Annotated in this window: 20 protein-coding genes and 1 riboswitch; of the genes, 12 read left to right on the plus strand and 8 right to left on the minus strand. The window is 36.0% G+C overall.

Going from position 1 to position 18,202, the window contains the following annotated elements; translation table 11 throughout:
* Positions 1 to 3 precede the first annotated feature (3 nt).
* From PHP06_05295 to PHP06_05305, 3 genes are read left to right on the plus strand one after another with little or no spacing between them, the layout of a single operon-like run.
* Positions 4 to 954: an ABC transporter permease subunit gene (locus PHP06_05295; protein ID MDD3839972.1), complete on the plus strand. Its 951-nt coding sequence runs from the start codon at positions 4 to 6 to the stop codon at positions 952 to 954.
* 19 nt (positions 955 to 973) lie between these two features.
* Positions 974 to 1,528, plus strand: a complete 555-nt coding sequence (locus PHP06_05300) for a sigma-70 family RNA polymerase sigma factor (protein ID MDD3839973.1) — start codon at positions 974 to 976, stop codon at positions 1,526 to 1,528.
* Positions 1,521 to 2,057, plus strand: a complete 537-nt coding sequence (locus PHP06_05305; GenBank protein MDD3839974.1) for a hypothetical protein — start codon at positions 1,521 to 1,523, stop codon at positions 2,055 to 2,057. The genes PHP06_05300 and PHP06_05305 overlap by 8 nt, the downstream gene beginning before the upstream one ends.
* A gap of 33 nt (positions 2,058 to 2,090) precedes the next feature.
* On the opposite strand, the gene PHP06_05310 is transcribed toward PHP06_05305, so the two are convergent.
* Positions 2,091 to 2,363, minus strand: a complete 273-nt coding sequence (locus PHP06_05310) for a hypothetical protein (GenBank protein ID MDD3839975.1) — start codon at positions 2,361 to 2,363, stop codon at positions 2,091 to 2,093.
* A 243-nt stretch (positions 2,364 to 2,606) separates the two neighbouring features.
* Between PHP06_05310 and PHP06_05315 the strand changes: the two genes are divergently transcribed.
* From PHP06_05315 to PHP06_05330, 4 genes are all read left to right on the plus strand, one after another.
* Positions 2,607 to 3,980 (plus strand): uroporphyrinogen decarboxylase family protein, encoded by a 1,374-nt coding sequence (locus PHP06_05315; GenBank protein MDD3839976.1) that lies wholly within the window; start codon positions 2,607 to 2,609, stop codon positions 3,978 to 3,980.
* Positions 3,970 to 4,929, plus strand: coding sequence for a CobW family GTP-binding protein (locus tag PHP06_05320; protein MDD3839977.1), 960 nt, complete (start codon positions 3,970 to 3,972; stop codon positions 4,927 to 4,929). Before PHP06_05315 ends, PHP06_05320 begins: the two co-directional genes overlap by 11 nt.
* Positions 4,930 to 5,026: 97 nt before the next feature.
* Positions 5,027 to 5,689 carry a Crp/Fnr family transcriptional regulator gene (locus tag PHP06_05325; protein ID MDD3839978.1) on the plus strand — a complete coding sequence of 221 codons (663 nt, stop codon included), beginning with the start codon at positions 5,027 to 5,029 and terminating at the stop codon, positions 5,687 to 5,689.
* 96 nt (positions 5,690 to 5,785) lie between these two features.
* Positions 5,786 to 6,949, plus strand: coding sequence for an iron-containing alcohol dehydrogenase (locus PHP06_05330; protein ID MDD3839979.1), 1,164 nt, complete (start codon positions 5,786 to 5,788; stop codon positions 6,947 to 6,949).
* On the opposite strand, the gene PHP06_05335 is transcribed toward PHP06_05330, so the two are convergent.
* Entirely contained in the window at positions 6,950 to 7,783 is an 834-nt protein-coding gene (locus tag PHP06_05335) for a Cof-type HAD-IIB family hydrolase (GenBank protein ID MDD3839980.1), read from the minus strand.
* Positions 7,784 to 7,960: 177 nt separating this feature from the next.
* Between PHP06_05335 and PHP06_05340 the strand changes: the two genes are divergently transcribed.
* A complete protein-coding gene (locus PHP06_05340) occupies positions 7,961 to 8,818 on the plus strand; it encodes a class II fructose-bisphosphate aldolase (protein ID MDD3839981.1) in 858 nt (285 codons plus the stop codon).
* Here PHP06_05340 and PHP06_05345 read toward each other — a convergent pair.
* From PHP06_05345 to PHP06_05355, 3 genes are read right to left on the minus strand one after another with little or no spacing between them, the layout of a single operon-like run.
* Positions 8,815 to 9,537, minus strand: a complete 723-nt coding sequence (locus tag PHP06_05345; protein MDD3839982.1) for a UPF0280 family protein — start codon at positions 9,535 to 9,537, stop codon at positions 8,815 to 8,817. The genes PHP06_05340 and PHP06_05345 overlap by 4 nt on opposite strands.
* A gap of 13 nt (positions 9,538 to 9,550) precedes the next feature.
* The gene (locus tag PHP06_05350) at positions 9,551 to 9,964 is read right to left on the minus strand and encodes a 4Fe-4S binding protein (protein ID MDD3839983.1); all 414 of its coding nucleotides are present in this window, start codon (positions 9,962 to 9,964) and stop codon (positions 9,551 to 9,553) included.
* A gap of 2 nt (positions 9,965 to 9,966) precedes the next feature.
* Entirely contained in the window at positions 9,967 to 11,130 is a 1,164-nt protein-coding gene (locus PHP06_05355; GenBank protein MDD3839984.1) for a homocysteine biosynthesis protein, read from the minus strand.
* 73 nt (positions 11,131 to 11,203) lie between these two features.
* Positions 11,204 to 11,314: riboswitch (SAM riboswitch) on the minus strand.
* 199 nt (positions 11,315 to 11,513) lie between these two features.
* On the opposite strand from PHP06_05355, the gene PHP06_05360 reads away from it, so the two are divergent.
* The 4 genes from PHP06_05360 to PHP06_05375 all read left to right on the plus strand — a co-directional run bounded on the left by PHP06_05360 (position 11,514) and on the right by PHP06_05375 (position 15,048).
* On the plus strand, positions 11,514 to 12,677 hold the full coding sequence (locus tag PHP06_05360; protein ID MDD3839985.1) for an iron-containing alcohol dehydrogenase: 1,164 nt from the start codon (positions 11,514 to 11,516) through the stop codon (positions 12,675 to 12,677).
* Positions 12,678 to 12,833: 156 nt separating this feature from the next.
* Positions 12,834 to 13,622, plus strand: coding sequence for an amino acid ABC transporter substrate-binding protein (locus PHP06_05365; protein MDD3839986.1), 789 nt, complete (start codon positions 12,834 to 12,836; stop codon positions 13,620 to 13,622).
* Positions 13,623 to 13,633: 11 nt separating this feature from the next.
* The gene (locus PHP06_05370) at positions 13,634 to 14,278 is read left to right on the plus strand and encodes an amino acid ABC transporter permease (protein ID MDD3839987.1); all 645 of its coding nucleotides are present in this window, start codon (positions 13,634 to 13,636) and stop codon (positions 14,276 to 14,278) included.
* 11 nt (positions 14,279 to 14,289) lie between these two features.
* Positions 14,290 to 15,048 (plus strand): amino acid ABC transporter ATP-binding protein, encoded by a 759-nt coding sequence (locus PHP06_05375; protein MDD3839988.1) that lies wholly within the window; start codon positions 14,290 to 14,292, stop codon positions 15,046 to 15,048.
* Positions 15,049 to 15,085: 37 nt separating this feature from the next.
* Here PHP06_05375 and PHP06_05380 read toward each other — a convergent pair whose 3' ends face one another.
* The 3 genes from PHP06_05380 to PHP06_05390 all read right to left on the minus strand — a co-directional run bounded on the left by PHP06_05380 (position 15,086) and on the right by PHP06_05390 (position 18,014).
* Positions 15,086 to 16,285 (minus strand): isocitrate/isopropylmalate family dehydrogenase, encoded by a 1,200-nt coding sequence (locus PHP06_05380; GenBank protein ID MDD3839989.1) that lies wholly within the window; start codon positions 16,283 to 16,285, stop codon positions 15,086 to 15,088.
* 83 nt (positions 16,286 to 16,368) lie between these two features.
* Complete coding sequence (locus PHP06_05385) at positions 16,369 to 17,361, minus strand: hypothetical protein (protein ID MDD3839990.1); 993 nt, start codon at positions 17,359 to 17,361, stop codon at positions 16,369 to 16,371.
* A 20-nt stretch (positions 17,362 to 17,381) separates the two neighbouring features.
* Positions 17,382 to 18,014, minus strand: a complete 633-nt coding sequence (locus tag PHP06_05390; protein MDD3839991.1) for a metallophosphoesterase — start codon at positions 18,012 to 18,014, stop codon at positions 17,382 to 17,384.
* Positions 18,015 to 18,202 lie beyond the last annotated feature (188 nt).

Genomic DNA, 18,202 nt, shown 5'->3' on the forward strand with positions numbered 1-18,202 from the left:
AAGATGAATGATAGAGCCGGTCTTGTGGTTTTATACAAGAAAGAGCTTGCAGATCATATAAGAAGCAAAAGATTTTTGATAATAGTAGTTTTAATAACCATTGTAGGTATTGCCAGCATTTATAGTGCTGCAAGCGGAATACAGAAGGCAGTTGAGCAGGAAGGGAATGAATTTGTATTCTTGCGTTTGTTCAGCAGTAGCGGTGGTTCCCTTCCCTCCTTTATATCATTTATTTCATTTTTGGGACCCTTGATAGGTTTATCATTGGGATTTGACGGGATAAACGGAGAAATGGCCAGGGGTACAATGAGCAGATTACTAGCCCAACCTATACACAGAGATGCTGTCATAAATGGTAAATTCTTGGCAGGGGTAAGCGTTTTAAGTATAATGACATTTTCTTTGGGTACCGCAGTAGGCGCTATAGGTATTATAATAACGGGAGTTCCTCCATCGGGTGAGGAATTGGCAAGAATATTGATATTTTTGATTTTTACTGTGATCTATATGTCATTATGGCTTGCAGTATCTTTGCTATTTTCATTGATATTCAAACAAACAGCAACGTCTGCCCTTGCGGGGATAGCTTTGTGGTTGATTTTTGCTATATTTATCGGGCTGTTAGCAGGATTGGTGGCAGATGCTATGTTTCCGGTTAATCAAAACGCCGATGCCATCATGTCCATGAAAAACCAGCGGACTAGGCAATTTATAAACAGGATATCTCCTGTTATGATATATAACGAGGTAGTGATTACGTTGCTAAATCCCGGAGTGAGGGTGCTGGGGCCTATATTTTCCGAGCAATTAGATATGGCGATTTCAGGGGCTTTACCCTTAGGACAAAGCCTGCTGCTGATATGGCCTCACCTGGTAACTCTTATTGCAGCTACTCTTATATGTTTTAGTATATCATATGTCATATTTATGAGAGAGGAAATCAGGGCCGTATGATAAAATAGGGGTGGTTTTAATGATGAGGAGTATAGGCGAGTATAGCATATTAGATAGTGAAGAGCAAAAAAAACAACAGCTTGAATATCTGATGAGGCGTTTTGGGGACAAGGTATTAAAACTTGCTTATTATTATTTAAGGGACTATCATCAAGCTGAGGATATAGCCCAGGAGGTGTTTTGCAGGGTATATAAGAATTTAGAAAATTTTAATCACAGAAGCTCCTATTTTACTTGGATATACCGTATAACTATAAATTTATGCAAAGATTATATGAAATCAGCTTTTTTTAGGCGAATAGTCCCTTGGCGAGATATATCTCAGTTTAAAGTTAAGGATGATCAAACCTCCAGGTTGATGGAAGCTGTTGAGGGAGGAGAGATATTCCAAAAAGTAATGGATCTGCCCATAAAATACAGGTCTGTAATAGTTTTGAGATATTTTGAGGGCCTATCCGATAAAGATATATCTGATATTTTGCAAATATCGGAAAGTGCCGTCAGGACCAGGATTCATAGAGCCAAAAAAATGCTTAAATCCATTCTATCTAGGGAGGAGGAGCTTTATGGATGACAGAGAGCTGGGCAAAAAGTTAGAGATTGCTTCAAAACAGGCTGAACAATTTTTTGCAAATTTTAAATTTGACCGGTACAGAAAAGTTGTTCACCAAAAAGCAAAGCAAAATACAGCTACTTATGAGAACTCCTCCGGCTGGGGTACAAAACTCAAAGGATTTGCTGCTATTGCTGTTATTTTTGTTTTGTTGATCTCAATTCCGCATTTTTTGTTTACAGGTAAAAATGACCATGTTTCGGATAATAACCAACCTATTATCCAACAGCCCATTATAATATACAAAAATAGAGGCGCTGCCCAATACAACTTATTCCCTGTATTATATATTCCAGTGGAGAAATCAATTATCGGGGAAAATCCATCTATTGCTATTTGTATAATTTCACCGCAAAAAGTCGTTAGCCAATCAAATTATACTGCTGGCTTTGATATATTATATCAAAGTAAAGATATAATGATAATACAATGGGTGGAGGGAGAAGATATACTTAAAAAAACAAATGTGAAGGTTATCCCATTAAACTAGGCTAATAGGAGTGTGTCTAGGGAAAAGGCACCCCTATTCGCCTAGTTTATATATTCTGATAAACTTTATTGAATATAAGTCTGCTATTAATAAGTCCTCAGCTTGGGCCTTTGTTATGATAATATAATTTTTACCTACCTCTTTGATGATACCTTCCCTATCAATGAACAAGTTTGTACCTATCAAAAATTCAATCTTAACTTTTTTTCCAATATGCTTTTGCAGGTACTCTTTTATATAATCCACATCCTTTACAGTCGGTGATCCTTCATGAGACGGGATTAGCGAGGGATAAATACAATTCATTTTTGTCTCCTCTCATTTTAAATTATTATGAAAATACTTTATTTATTATATTAATATTCTCTGTAATATGTTACATATTTTTATATATAAGTTTATATATACATTAATATATATAGTATATTGTTTAGCTGAACATATTCAGCAAGATAATACTGAACAACACAAGATATAATATAGTCTTTATCGACCCATATTGTTAGAATTAGAATAAATTAATTGTAAGGGGGAGATGATATGGCTCATATGACGGGAAAACAGCTGATATATAAAGTTATGCAACATGAAAAAGCACTTAATAGAATACCATGGGTGCCATTTGCGGGGGTCCATGCCGGCAAGTTGACAGGATATAATGCAATCAAAGTATTGACTGATCAGGACAAATTATTTGAGTCGCTGGTAAAAGTGAATGAGATCTATAAACCTGACGGTTTACCCATAATGTTCGATCTTCAGATCGAAGCGGAGATACTGGGATGCGAGCTGATGTGGGATGAGAAGGCGCCTCCTTCGGTAAAGACTCATCCACTGGAATTAAAAGATCAGATACCTGACTACATTCCGAAGGAGCAGGACGGAAGGATACCCATAGCATTAAATGTAATTGATAGGCTCAGAAAAGAAGGGAGAGTGAAAGATACTGCACTATACGGATTGGTATGCGGACCTTTTACTCTTGCATCACACCTTAGGGGAAACAATATCTTCATGGATATGATAGATAAACCTGAATATGTAAAAGAGCTTTTAGATTATGCCTCAAAAGTTACTGTACAGATGTCAAAATATTATATCCAAGCCGGCATCGATGTGGTTGCTGTTGTAGATCCTCTGGTATCTCAGATATCTCCCATTCACTTCAATGAATTTCTGACTGATGTATTTAAACAAATATTTTCATATATAAGACAGCAAGGGGTCTTTTCATCTTTCTTTGTATGCGGAAATGCTACCAGGAACATTGAAGAGATGTGTAAAACATCACCTGATTGTATATCAATAGATGAAAATATTGATATGGTAGAAGCTAAAGAGATAACAGATAAATATGACATAGCCATAGGGGGTAATATCCCTTTAACATCCATAATGTTATACGGTTCCCAGCAGGATAACATGAGATATACTGTTGAGCTTTTGGATAGCTTGAGCTATGATAATTTGATAATTTCTCCCGGATGTGATATGCCTTATGATATACCTCCTGAAAATGTGATAGGTGTACAACAAGCTATAGAAGACACAGAGGGAATAAAGGCTATGTTGGAAAACTACAAATATCAGGACGAAGCAATGGAAGAGATGGAAATAGATATTCCGGAATATGAAAGATTAGAAAAACCTTTGATAGAGATCTTCACCATTGATTCAGCCACCTGTGCTGCCTGTACTTATATGGTTGATGCTGTTAAGGTAGCTAAGGAACATTTTGGGGATAGCATTGATTATATGGAATACAAAGCTACCAATCGAGAAAATATTTTCAGAGCTAAAAAAATGGGGATAAAAAACCTGCCCTGCATTCTTATCAACGGAGAGCTCAAATATTCCTCCATCATACCTGATAGAAAAGAGTTATTTGAAGAAATAGAGAGGTATATAAACAATGCAAAATAAAAAGAGTATAGATATATATTTGATAACAGGATTCTTGGGATCGGGAAAGACAACCTTGATAAAAAACTTGATCAAAGATAATCCCGGTTTCAAAGTAGGGGTTGTAGTAAATGAGTTCGGGCAGGTAGGGATAGATGGTAGCCTTATAAAAGAAGACGGAATTGATTTGTTTGAGATAAATAATGGTTCTATATTTTGCAGCTGTCTGCAAACTACATTTTCCAAAGCATTGGTAGAGCTTTCTAGATTATCGGTGGATCTGTTGTTGATAGAGAGTTCAGGGGTTTCAGATCCATCCAATATGGAAGCCATCCTTGAAAGCATTAAATCCAGTGCATATGCTGAGTTGAAATATAAAGGGAGTATATGTTTGGTGGATGCCACAAACATAATGAAATTAATTCAGGTTTCTCAAGCAGTAGAAAGACAAGTGCTGTACGGGGATTATATTATAATAAATAAAACTGATCTTGTTTCTGAAACCATTGTAAATGATATTGAAAAATTGATAAGAGAGATCAATCCGTATGCAGTGACAAAGAAAGCTGAATATGCAAACGTGCAGGATATTCTTTCTGATATAACATTTATAGAAAATAAAAATGCATCATCCAAGGAAAGCTGTAATACTCCTTCATCCAGACCTCCTGTGATTTATATCAAATCGAAAGACGATTTTGATAAAAAACGGTTTAAAGAATTTGTAAATGCAATACAGGACAAGGCATTCAGGATAAAAGGATTTTTCTTGCTGGATGGGTTCTGGCATCATATAGACGGAGTAAATCAAGAGTTAATTATAAAGCCTGTAAATATAAGCAGGGATTTTTCAGAGCTAATAATTTTCCCCAATACTGATGAAAGAGCCATTCAAGACATCCAAAAGATTTGCAGCACTCATATGCCAGACGGGACAGGTATATTTATAAAAACGTTTGTAAAAAGTTGACCAACATCAATGATGGGTGTAAAAACACAGTCTATCCGACTGTGTTTTTATTTTACTTAGGCATGATGTTGTTTTATAATTAGATGGGGGGATGAATATGGGAAAAACCGACTGTATAAAAAGTTTATATTTTTTTGCAGACCTTGACAAAAGAGAATTAAATGAAGTAGTAGAGTTGGCACAGAAAAAAATTTTCAAAAAAAATGAGATCATCTTCAATCAAGGTGACAGAGCAGATAAAATTTTTATAGTCAAAGAAGGTAATATCAAACTTTTCAAAATTTCCGAAGATGGTAAACAATTGACACTTGAAATATTATCAGGCAACAATGTCTTTGGCGAAAATTCACTTTTCAGCGATGAGTGTTATTCCATGAGTGCCCAGTCAATAGATGAAACCTGCGTTACTATATATTATAAGGATGATATGGAGAAGTTATTAAAATCCAATCCTACAATATCATTAAAAGTGATCAAAACCCTCAGCAAAAAACTATATTTATCTAATGAATTTGTTTCCAATATAGCTTTCAATGATGCACGGGGTAGACTTATAAATGTGCTTAAAAAGTTTGCTGTTGACTATGGCGTCCATACTGAACAAGGTATATTGATTGATTTTTATCTTACACATCAGGATTTAGCCAGCATAATAAATGCGTCCCGCACTACTACCACCAATATCTTATTGAGTTTGAGGGAAGAAGGTTTGATCAGTATAAAAGATAGAAAGATAGTGGTTGATAAGGCTTTGTTATAACAATTTTAAAAAAATTGGCATATTGTAATCTATTTAACAGAAACTAAATTATAGAGAGTGTATAATTTAGTTAAAAATATTGATGAGGGTGGTATTATGAAGAGCTTTGCATTGGATATTCCTACCAAGATATATTTTGGTGCAGGGAGCTTGGATAATTTAAAGGATATAGCCTCAGGTTATGGGAAAAAGGCATTGTTGGTTACAGGCAGAAATAGTGCAAGAAAGACAGGTATGCTGGATAGAGTAGTAAAGTTACTGAAGGACGGAGGAGTAGATTGTGTAGTATTTGATGAGGTTACTCCTAATCCTTTAGCTACTACAGTTCAGCAAGGAGCAGATCTGGTTAAGAGTAAAGGATGTGATTTTGTAGTAGGTTTAGGCGGAGGAAGTCCTATTGATACTTCAAAGGCAATTGCATTGATTTCTTGCAATCCAGGCAACATAAAGGATTATATGCCTGGTGGTTCAAGGGCTAATGCAAAAGTGAATCAGGCACTTCCTATTATCGCAATTACCACTACTGCAGGAACGGGCACTGAGATAAACAGCTTTGCAGTAGTAACTAATCCAGACAACAATGAAAAACCGGGAATTGGATTTGACTGTATGTATCCGGCAGTGGGTATTGTTGACCCTGAATTGATGGTTACCGTTCCTAAAAATATGACTGCTGCTACTGGTTTGGATGTATTGTTTCATTCTATGGAGTCTTTTTTATCTAGAGGAGCTAATGAGTTTACAGATATGGCTGCAAAAAGGTCGATAGAACTGGTAGTTGCATATCTGGAGAAGGCCTATAATAACGGTGGCGATGTACAGGCTAGGAGCAAAATGGCCTGGGCCAACACTCTTGCCGGAACAGCCATCCAAAATGCAGGCACTGTTGCTATACATGGGATGGCCCATCCTATAAGTGGACATCTTGATACTACTCATGGGATGGCGCTCTGTGCAATAGGTCCGGCATATCTGAAATACACTTGGGAAGCTGATATATCTAGATATGCTACAATTGCACGATTATTGGGTCAGCCAGGTCAAGATGAGAAAAGCTTGGCTGAACAATCATCAGAGGCACTTGTAAATTTCCTCAAAAGGTTTGATATGGATGTTAGCTTGTCCAAACTGGGGGTAAAAGAAGAAATGATAAACCAATTTGCTCAGGATGCTCTTAAAACTATGAGCGGTGCAATCGGAGCAAGTTTAAAAGACTTAATGTTTGAAGATATAGTCAATATATATAAAATGTCAATGTAATTAAAAATATATTTCTTTAAGCACATGAGCTACTCCGTCTTGATTATTTGTGTAGGCGGAGATTTTTTTTGCCGAGGAGAGCAGTGGTTTAGTGGCATTTTTCATTGCAATGCCTAATCCTGCATTGACGATCATCTCCAAATCGTTGTTATCGTCACCTATTGCGATAATCTCATCTGGTGTTATATTTATGGTCCTGGCATATTCTTTGATAGAATTCCATTTTGATCCGTAGGGACTCATGATTTCCAATACAGGACCTATTTTGGTCAGGGATGTTATTATGTGAGATTTGAATTTATCATTATATTTGATGCTTATTTTTGCCTGGAAGCTTTTAAGTGAATCCAGGCTGCCTAAAAACAGCATAAGCAGTATTCTTGGATTTTTATAGTGATAAAAACTATCTATTACTTTATATCTTGCTTTTGGGTTCAATGTATAAGAGTTATAATAATTATCTATTTTATTTTTCTCAAATAATACATCTATATTTTCCTCAAAATGATCCACGTGTAATATTGGATATAAATCAGCTTTTTTTGCATCGCCCAATAATTGATAAAATAGGTTACTGTCAATGTATCTGTGAAATATTTTATTGTTGTTTGAGGAATGACGGACAAGGTTTCCATTATTTGAGAATATGATCACATCAAATCCTAAATCTTTAACTAAATATTTTGCAGCCATGAAAGTCCTACCGGTTGCTATTACTATTTTTATTCCTTTTTTATAAAGTGTATTTAAAACTTGTTTGTTTTTGGGCGTAATACTTTTGTTATCATCCAGCAAAGTCCCGTCCAGGTCCAGTACAATCATTTTGTAGTTCATTTGCTACCATCCTTTCAGAATATGCTCAAGTTACTGTTATCTAGATTTTAGAACAGTTTACGCTCAAACAAAAAAGTTTGGTTTAATATTTCCTCGATCATTCACAAACCTATATTTATAATATATAATATAGACTTGTATAGTCAAATACAAATCATTTGTGAAGGAGGAGGGCAAGTGGCACTTGCAACTTTGAAGGAAGTACTTGATAAGGCGGATCGGGATGGATATGCAGTAGGTATGTTTGGTATATTTAATTTAGAGATGGTATACGGAGTGATACAAGCTGCTGAGCAAACAGGTTCTCCTGTAATATTGGGATTTGGAGAGGCGCATATGCAACATGCGAATATAGAGGATATAGCTTTATTGATGAGGAAGGCTGCACAAAGGGCCAGCATTCCTGTCGTGGTGCACTTTGACCATGGAATTACATATGACAATGTGGTAAAAGCAATAAAAAGTGGATTCACTTCGGTAATGATAGATGCATCACCCTATAAACTCCAGGAAAATATAGAAATAACTCGGGAAATAGTAAAGATAGCTGATGCATTAGGGGTATCTGTTGAAGCGGAACTAGGGCATGTTGGGGGTCTAGAGGCTATGTATCAAGTAGAATATGGGGCCAGCCAAGAATTATATACAAAAGTACAAGATGCTGCTAAGTTTGTAGATGAGACCGGAGTGGACGCATTGGCAGTAGCGGTGGGGACAGCACATGGTACATACAAATATAAGCCCAGTCTTGATCTGAAGAGGATTCAGGATATTAAGAAAGCCGTAAATATTCCTCTGGTATTGCACGGCGGATCTGGTTTAAGCGAAGGGGAGTTTAAATCAGCCATAAAAAATGGGATAAGAAAGATAAATATATTTACTTCTCTATCGGAAGCAGGATGTATAGCAGCAGAGAATACTGATACCAAGGATAGGCAAGCAGGATATTTAAATATCTGTTCAAGGACTGTAGAGTTGATAAAGCAAACTGCTATCAAGCATATGCAGGTGTTTGGCAGCACAAACAGGGTTTAGATGGGGAGAATTTTTATATCTCCCCATATACCTAATTTATCATCTATTATGATTATCATACCTGTTACTCCATCTATTTTTTTTGCAAAATCAATAGCAATGTTGATGTCTTTATCAGTTTTTACTATGTTCGCAGCTGCAGTTGCAGTTGCATCTGCTAGAGCAGTATTTTTTGAAACTATCACCACCGCATCTGCATTTCCAAAGCTAAGAGAGTGTCCTATTTTGCCGGAAGAAGTGCAAATACCCAGAGGTGTGCTATCAGGTTCAACTATTAACCCTAATTTCTTGCTTAAGGGTGAATCCCCTGCATATATAGATATCGTACGTTGAATATTGCTTTTTATAAAGATATCTCCTCCATTTTCTATTATTATCTCATTAGAGTATTTTAAAAGGTTGGTGCCTACAATTTCGCTGATAGCACCTGCTACCGCAGCCATAGGTCCCACACCTGCCTTATATGAAGCGCTACACATTTTTTTTACGATATAAGGAGAATTTCTTGTACAAGACAAAGGAGTTAAACTGGTTAAAAAATCAGGATTATTTTTTATATGATTCTCAATCTGTTTTCTGCAAATATTGATCAACGATATTGCTTGATCGTAGAGATTTCTATCAGCACCTATCTGCAGATCTGTTTGTTTTACTGCTGCCCTGAAATATTCGATGTTTTTACCGTGAAATAATTTTCTATACGAGTTTCTATCTTCCATTTGATATGATCTCCTATAAGAAAAAATCCATATCCATAGCATTTATAGGGCATGCCTGTATACACAATTCACAAACTAGGCATTTGCTTTTATCAAACGATAAGGACCAGTCTTTTTGATCCATTTTCAGTGCCCGTGACGGACAGACGGCTGTACAAGCACCGCAATGTACACACTTATCCTCTTCCCATATTATAGTTTTTGTAAAAATCTTATATTTTACTCCTTGTTGCTCTAAGTATCGTAATCCCTTGTCTATATTTTCTTCAGTACCTTCCATTTCCACGGTAAGTTTTCCTGCTTTGTTGAAGTTGATCTCGGCGTTCAAAATATTTATTACCAAATCATAGTCTTTTATCAAATGATATGTTATAGGTTTCTCGGTAAGATGGGGAGAAAAACGCAGGGATAACTTTATTTTTTTCATGTTTATTCCACCTCCCTTTCATTTAAAGGCTTAAATTCATTATTATCAGGCAGAGGCTGAACAGGTTTTTGAAGCAGGAATTCGCCTTTGATAATAGATTCTTTCAGTAACAATGCTATCTCTCTAGCCTTTTTCAAGCTGGATAATGGGGCTGTAGGTACTTTTTTATTATTTAAGTCTATTGCGCCGCTTCTCAATTCTTGATAATTTACTTTTTTAATTGTAGGTTTTGATCTTTTTGGATAACTATAATCTATTACCTGAGTATATATATCGCTATCTTTTACTGCTAAAAACTCTACCATTTTTTCATCTATGACAGGTATGGGGATACCAATACCTACAAACATGGTTATTCCATATTTTTCGAAGGTAGCAGCTCTTATGAATTGCGTGCTCATCTCTTTTAGGTTTCCAATTACGGCTAGGGTGGCCCCTGAATATTGGGTTGTGCTCTGATTGATCTTTTCTACCGATAGTACGTGCTGTGTGCCTTCCCAACTGATATACCCTTGAGTACCTGCGAGAAAGATTCGTGTACCTATACCTATTGTCCTCAATAGAGGATCATTGAGCAGAGGGCTTAACTGACCGGAAGTGCAGTATGTGATGTTGCCGTAATCCGGGAGCAGAGTACCCATATAAGTGTATATTATTTTGTCAGAAGAATTTGTCGCTGCATTATAATTTTGATAGGCATTTCTGGGATTAAAAAGATATGCCTGGTTTATATCTTCCTTTGTTATATATGTGGTCACTTCTTTTTTAGGATAACAATCTGTACCATAAGAGGTGGCATGTAATTTCACCTTTTTGCCATCTATAAGGTCCTGTATTACATGAGCGCCTCCATAGTCAAATCCTCTAGATTCGGAAAGCTCTGTAGCTCCAATAAAAGCATCGACAGCTGCTAGTCCTGCATAAGCTGGCACGTCATTCAACCATACTTTGCTCATCCTTATAGGTACTTCTGTATGGCCAAAATTAAGGAAAGCACCTGTGGAACACATAGGACTGAATGTAGCAGTTGTAACAACATCTACTTCTTGTGCTACTTTTTTCACACCTTTTTCTTCAACAAGATCTATTATTTCATCTGCAGTGACTACAACAGCCTTTCCTTGTTTTATTTTTTCGTTGATTTCTTCAAACGATTTTTTAGACATTAAAATCACCCCTATATAAAAAATTAAACCTTTTTCTAAGATATAAGAAAAAGGCTTTTTAGCTCAAAGTTTCTTCTTATCTCTCAGAACTTTTAAATTCTGCAGGAATTGGCACCTTCGCAACGAATGGGTTGCAGGTTGCCGGGCTTCAAAGGGCCGGTCCCTCAGCCTCTCTTGATAAGAAATACAGATATTTAATTTTGAATTATGTAAATTTTAATATAAAACTAAAATAATGTCAACATAAATAATTTTTTATTATTCATAATATATTCTTCGGCAGTTCTTTTGAGTTTTATATAACAATAATATATATTTAGTAATATTTATTATATTAATGGGTATATATTCAGGAAACTGGGAAATAAAAGGAGGAATATGCTGTGGAAAATTTCGTATTTCAATCTCCTACCAAAATTATATTTGGAAAAGGAGTAGAAACAGAAGTCGGTCAAGAGGTAAAAAAGTATGCCAATAGAGTATTACTTCATTATGGTGGAGGTAGCATCAAAAAATACGGATTATATCAAAAGGTGATAAAGTCTTTGAAAGACGCTCACGTTGATGTGGTTGAATTGAGTGGAGTAAAGCCAAACCCTAGATTAAGCCTAGTAAAGCAGGGAATCAAAATTTGTAAAGAGCAGGATATTGAGTTTATACTTGCAGTGGGGGGAGGCAGCGTGATAGATTCTGCAAAAGCCATTTCGGCCGGGGTATTTTATGATGGAGATGTGTGGGACTTTTACACAGGCAAGAGTCAAGTGACCCAAGCTTTGCCTGTAGGCGTGGTACTCACCATACCTGCTGCTGGAAGTGAGGCCAGCAAAGGTTCTGTGATAACTAATCAAGATGGAGGATACAAGAGATCTGTAAATTGTGATTTATTAAGACCTAAGTTTGCCATCATGAACCCGGAACTGACATTCACCTTGCCAAAGCATCAAACCATATACGGCATCTCTGACATAATGGCACATATAATGGAGAGATACTTTACAAATGTAGAGTCTGTTGACTTGACTGACAAGTTATGTGAGGCCACTCTTAGAGCGGTGATAAATAATGCCCAATCAGTTTTAAAAAATCCTCGTGATTATAATGCACGGGCAGAGATAATGTGGGCCAGTACTATTGCTCACAATGATCTTCTTTCTACAGGCAGGGTGGGGGACTGGGCATCCCATGCTATGCAGCACGAATTGGGTGGTATATATGATGTAGCTCACGGTGCAGGATTATCGGTGGTGTTCCCTGCTTGGATGAAATACGTATATAGAAATAACTTAAATAGATTTGCACAATTTGCTGTCAAGGTATGGGGGGTAGAGCCTGATTTCAATGACCTTGAGAAAGTTTCTCTTATGGGGATAAAAAGAACAGAAGAATTTTTTGATAAAATAGGATTGCCTACCCGATTAAAAGATTTAGGCATAGGGGAGGATAGATTAGAAGAGATGGCTGAAAAATGTACCCAAGCAGGGCCTATAGGAAATTTTAAAAAATTATATAAACAAGATGTAATCAATATATATAAACTTGCTTTATAATGCCATCGGTTCAGTATATATAAATTGATATCATTAAAAATTGGATAGTATAAAGACAAAAAAAGAGGTGGAATACCTCTTTTTTTGTTTACAAATTTAGCGCTTTAAAGTATAATATCATCGGTAATCAATTTTATATATTTAGGAGGAAATGTTATGAGGAGAAAAGCTGCAATATTATTAGTATTAATAATGATGATATCTTTAATTGGTACTGGATGTGGAGCTGATAAGTCTCTACAGGAAATAAAGGAAAAAGGCAAGTTTATTGTAGGATTGGATGATTCCTTCCCGCCAATGGGCTTTAGAGATGATGAAGGGAATATCGTTGGATTCGATATTGATATGGCTAAGGAAGTTGCAAAGAGAATGGATATTGAGGTTGAGTTTCAACCAGTGGACTGGGATGGAGTGGTGATGAGCTTAAATAACAAAGATATAGATGTTATATGGAATGGATTGACTATTTCAGAGGAAAGGCAAAAGCAGATTGATTTTTCTAAACCTTACCTTGAGAATAGCCAAATAATTGTGGTTCCAAAAGATTCTGATATCAATACAAAAAAAGATTTGGAAGGTAAAGTAGTAGGTCTTCAACTAGGCAGTACTAGCGAAAAAGCGTTGAACAGCGATGTTGAGACAGCTGAGTCGTTGAAAGAAGTTCGTACTTATGAAAACAACACCATGGCTCTCATGGACCTTGCAAATGGAGGCATAGATGTAGTTGTAGTAGATGAAGTGGTAGGTAAATACTATATTTCTAAGGAACCTGATCTGTACAGAATATTGGATGAAGATTTCGGGTCTGAAGAATATGGGGTAGGTATAAGGAAAAAAGATGCTGCTTTTAAAGAAGAGCTGGATAAGGTGCTGGATGAGATGAAAGCTGACGGAACAGCAGACCAAATCTCTGAAAAATGGTTTGGCGATAAAATAGTGAAATAGGGGGATTATATTTGTCTTATATCATAAAAACAACGCTGTTTTTGTTGGAAGGAAGTCTTGTCACCTTGCAATTATATGCTATTACCGCTATATTATCGGTGCCTATAGGTATTATATGTGCTTTGGGCAAGACTTCAAAATCAAGAGTACTCAAGAATATTCTTGAAATATATACTTGGTTGTTCAGAGGGACGCCTTTGCTCCTTCAGATATTTTTTGTGTATTATGGACTCCCTACTTTAGGTTTTCCACCTTTGCCTAGATTTTTAGCAGCATCCATAACTTTTGTGTTGAATTATGCTGCTTATCTGACTGAAATATACAGGGCAGGGATAGAATCCATAGACAAGGGACAATATGAGGCGGCAAAGGCATTAGGAATGACTTATCCTCAGACTATGGTCAGGATAATCATTCCTCAGACGATAAAGAGAGTGTTACCACCTACAGCAAATGAGGCTATAAATCTTGTAAAGGATTCTGCTCTGGTGACTGTCATTGCAATGCCTGATTTGCTGAGAAATGCTAAAGTAGTAGTGACAAGGGATTTTACTATAATGCCATTTATAATTGCTGCAATATTTTATTTAATATTTACTTCTGTAGTTGTTTTTGTGTTTAGAAAGTTAGAAAAAAAATATTCTATTTATGAGTAGGTGTTTGCCTGATGGACGTTGTTGAAGTGAAAGATTTAGTTAAGAGGTTTGGAGATTTGGAAGTGTTAAAAAAAGTTAATCTAACTGTGGAAAAAGGTGAAGTGATATCGATAATAGGTCCTTCCGGGTCAGGCAAGAGTACACTGCTCAGATGCCTTAATTATTTAGAAAAAATTGACGGCGGTTCAATAGATATTGAGGGTAAAAGGATCGCTGATGTGGATTCGAGGGGTAGAAGGAAAAAGATATCTGAAAAGCTTATAAGGCAGCAGTGCAGAAAGTTAGGGATGGTATTTCAGGATTTCAATCTTTTTCCCCACAAAACCGTGTTGGGAAATGTAATAGAGGCCCCTATCGTTGTTGGTAATATGGATAAGGGCCAGGCTATTGCAATGGCAGATCAGCTTTTGGACAAAGTAGGGCTATTGGATAAGAGAGATTGTTATCCATCTCAAATATCAGGGGGACAAAAACAGCGAGTAGCTATAGCAAGGGCCCTTGCCATGAAGCCCGATATAATGTTGTTTGACGAGCCTACATCAGCACTTGATCCGGAATTAGTAGGAGAGGTCTTAACTGTCATAAAAGACCTTGTAAAAGAAAACATGACCATGCTTATAGTTACCCATGAGATGGGTTTTGCAAGGGAAGTATCGGATAGGGTTGTTTTTATGGACGATGGTGAGATTATCGAGAATTCCACACCTGACAAAATATTCAATAATCCAGATCATCCTAGAATAAAGTTCTTTTTGAAAAAAATATTATAAAAAATACCTGCTTTGATTTTAAAGCAGGTATTTTTTATTATTTCTTTATAAAAGAATTATATTTTTGTTCTAAATTTTTATCCTGAAGTGTTTCCATTATATAATTTGCATACTCTTCTCCTGTTGCTCCCGATTCTCTCCCGGTAATAGCCAGCTTCTTTTCGTATTGTCCGCAAATTTCAAGTGCCATTTGAAGATTTTGGGCTTGGGAGGAGTATCCTATATGATCAAGAAGCATTGCGGCAGCTCTTATGATGCTGCTGGGATCTGCATATTTTGCTCTGCCTTCCTTTACCATCCTAGGGGCAGAACCGTGTATTGCCTCAAACATAGAATATTGTTTACCTAAGTTCGCGCTTCCTGCCGTGCCCACCCCGCCCTGAAATTCTGCTGCTTCGTCTGTCAATATATCCCCGTAAAGATTGGGGAGCACCAGTACTTTGAACTGAGTCCTTCTTTTAGGATCTACCAACTTGGCGGTCATTATGTCTATATACCAGTCGTCCCATTCAACTTCTGGGTAATCCTTTGCAACTTCTTCGGCTATTTTAAGGAATTTGCCGTCTGTTGTTTTTACGACGTTTGCTTTGGTTACAACAGTGACTTTATTCTTGCCTGTTTTGCTGGCAAAATCAAAGGCTGCTCTGATAATTCTTCTTGATCCTTCATCTGTTATAACCTTAAAATCCATTGCTAATTCATCTGTTATATTTATACCATCACTGCCTAGGACATAGGCACCTTCAGTGTTTTCTCTGAAGAATGTCCAGTCAATACCCTGTTCCGGTACTTTTACAGGCCTTACATTTGCGAAAAGATCCAATTCCTTTCTCATTGCCACATTTGCACTTTCGATATTGGGCCATGGGTCACCTGTTCTAGGTGTTGTAGTGGGGCCTTTCAATATAACATTGCATTCCTTTATTTCATCAAGGACATCATCGGGAATTGGCTTCATATGTTTTACTCTATTTTCAATGGTCAATCCTTCTATAATCTTAAATTTTACCTTTCCAGCCTTTACTTCTTGGTGTAGCAGGAATTCTAATATTCTTTTAGCCTCATTGGTTATGTACGGGCCTATTCCGTCTCCTCCCACAATTCCGATTGTAATCTCATCTAGAGATTGGTAATCCACAAAATCTTTTGCTGCTTTTATCTTTTCCAATCTTTCAAGTTGATTTTTTACTACTTTTTCAAAGTGTTGTTTTGCTCTTTCAATTACAGCTTGGTCCATATGATACCTCCTATACTAAAAGTTAAGTGCAATACACATATTTTTAATTATATATTAAAAGTCTTTTTGGTACAAATAATCATTTAACTATTTTTTGCTATATAGTCTTCTATTTTCAATAATTTATTCACAGTCTTATCCGAAAGTTTGTCAAACAATTCTTTTCGATATTCCATACGCGGTTTTTTGTTTAGTACTTTCACTTTTTTATCATTTTTAGAGATTTTACGATTTCTATAATAGAGATCAAAGTCCACAAATCTCTCGCCATTTGAAGAACATTCTAATGCCATCAATATCCTTTTTATTTCCTCTGGTTTTAAAAGTGTAAATAAACGAATTTGATATGCCATCACAGAAAACAAGGTCAAAGCATGATCTCTGGTCCAGCTTTCACCTAATATCATTCCCGCGTCTAATGCAGAAAGGACATGTATGATTCTTTCATAATGTTCTTTGTAAAAACCTGCTGCATCATAGATGTTGATGCGTACCTCATACCATTGTTTATTGTCCAGGTTTTCAGTTATGAAACGTAGTCCCTGGTGTCTCAGTTCTCGATACAGGCTATAGACCGGCATATTTATGAGCAAGTTAGGTCGGATTATATCGTTGTAGTGTAAAGCTTTGTTTATGGGTTTGTTGGATAGACTTATTATTGTATCATCGGCTTCTCCTTGTTCAATTGCATCACGCCATCCTAGCAAGGTTGCGCTGTATTCATTTTTAAGTTTCTGTATAACAGGCGACCCATCCCCTACAACTCTTAACACAATAGAGCCGGGCGCTAGGTTAACGTCTGATACCTTATCTACCAAGTTGTTGTTAAATAAAGAAGTGAGAACGATAGGTGAATCATGGGGAATGAGCAGTATTGATTTTGCATCTTCCACTCTGGTTTTTACATGCCCTGGAAGCGTGATGAATAGCAGAGTGTTGTGTTCATATGAATTTTCAAGGGCATGTTTAAAGGAACATATTCTTCCATTTAGATGGTTAGAAAAGAAATCTTTTAGCTCATCTACATGTTCGGTGCGTATGAATAAAAACCTAGGCCCCGTTCTTATATAAATCATATATAAAAGCCCTTCCTTTATTATATGCCTATTTTAATAGGCACTAATTTTCTATCATTATTAGTTCCCATTGGATAAGGAAGGAAATGGATTTTTCCGGTTTTTGATTCAATTATATTTATGTTGTTCAGGCCATTTAGATATATGGTGCCTTTTTTTCTATGATTTATAGGTATTGTATTGTGTCCAAATAGATGAAAATCACATTTTTCGTTGTTTTTGCTATACTTGTGGGAAGTACAAATATTCAGCCCACCAATATTTATTGTTTCATCTTTGCAAATCAAATTGATATCTTTTTCTATTGTTTTTAATGCATCTATATTATCATGATTTCCAGGTATTATATAAAACTCTTTTATTCCTATACTGTTTATATCATTTATAAATTTATATAATAGATTTATATAGTTATCTATTTTTTTCGGATAATATTCAAGTTTTATATCATCCACTATATCCCCAGTATGAATGATATATTCCGGTCTTAATTTCCTTATCAGTTTATATATATAAGAATAGGAAGAAGATGGAGTATCACTGATATGCAATATCAAAGGCCTTCCAATGTGGTTAAAATAATCCGGAAGATAAGGTATATCGAGTAATTTATAGATACATTTTTTTGACTTATTCATTATCGAGTTCTGCATATGGTTTCCTCCTTCCATACAAGATTATTTTAAAAAATGTATTATGTCAAGATATACTTTAATATTTTTTTGTGTTGATATATAATATTCAATATAGATAGATTGCTATTCTTTAATAGTTCAGTTAAAAACGGAGGAATTGTGATGTATAGTTCCAATGATCTGGAGCAAGCTAAAAGACATAAAAA

Source organism: Clostridia bacterium (genome assembly GCA_028698525.1).
GTDB lineage: Bacteria > Bacillota > Clostridia > JAQVDB01 > JAQVDB01 > JAQVDB01.

Bases quoted from the DNA above. Each gene is read 5' to 3' on its own strand.
- PHP06_05295 (MDD3839972.1), top strand. From the start codon at position 4: ATGAATGATAGAGCCGGTCTTGTGGTTTTATACAAGAAAGAGCTTGCA.
- PHP06_05300 (MDD3839973.1), top strand. From the start codon at position 974: ATGATGAGGAGTATAGGCGAGTATAGCATATTAGATAGTGAAGAGCAA.
- PHP06_05305 (MDD3839974.1), top strand. From the start codon at position 1,521: ATGGATGACAGAGAGCTGGGCAAAAAGTTAGAGATTGCTTCAAAACAG.
- PHP06_05310 (MDD3839975.1), bottom strand. From the start codon at position 2,363: ATGAATTGTATTTATCCCTCGCTAATCCCGTCTCATGAAGGATCACCG.
- PHP06_05315 (MDD3839976.1), top strand. From the start codon at position 2,607: ATGACGGGAAAACAGCTGATATATAAAGTTATGCAACATGAAAAAGCA.
- PHP06_05320 (MDD3839977.1), top strand. From the start codon at position 3,970: ATGCAAAATAAAAAGAGTATAGATATATATTTGATAACAGGATTCTTG.
- PHP06_05325 (MDD3839978.1), top strand. From the start codon at position 5,027: ATGGGAAAAACCGACTGTATAAAAAGTTTATATTTTTTTGCAGACCTT.
- PHP06_05330 (MDD3839979.1), top strand. From the start codon at position 5,786: ATGAAGAGCTTTGCATTGGATATTCCTACCAAGATATATTTTGGTGCA.
- PHP06_05335 (MDD3839980.1), bottom strand. From the start codon at position 7,783: ATGAACTACAAAATGATTGTACTGGACCTGGACGGGACTTTGCTGGAT.
- PHP06_05345 (MDD3839982.1), bottom strand. From the start codon at position 9,537: ATGGAAGATAGAAACTCGTATAGAAAATTATTTCACGGTAAAAACATC.
- PHP06_05350 (MDD3839983.1), bottom strand. From the start codon at position 9,964: ATGAAAAAAATAAAGTTATCCCTGCGTTTTTCTCCCCATCTTACCGAG.
- PHP06_05355 (MDD3839984.1), bottom strand. From the start codon at position 11,130: ATGTCTAAAAAATCGTTTGAAGAAATCAACGAAAAAATAAAACAAGGA.
- PHP06_05365 (MDD3839986.1), top strand. From the start codon at position 12,834: ATGAGGAGAAAAGCTGCAATATTATTAGTATTAATAATGATGATATCT.
- PHP06_05375 (MDD3839988.1), top strand. From the start codon at position 14,290: ATGGACGTTGTTGAAGTGAAAGATTTAGTTAAGAGGTTTGGAGATTTG.
- PHP06_05380 (MDD3839989.1), bottom strand. From the start codon at position 16,285: ATGGACCAAGCTGTAATTGAAAGAGCAAAACAACACTTTGAAAAAGTA.
- PHP06_05385 (MDD3839990.1), bottom strand. From the start codon at position 17,361: ATGATTTATATAAGAACGGGGCCTAGGTTTTTATTCATACGCACCGAA.
- PHP06_05390 (MDD3839991.1), bottom strand. From the start codon at position 18,014: ATGCAGAACTCGATAATGAATAAGTCAAAAAAATGTATCTATAAATTA.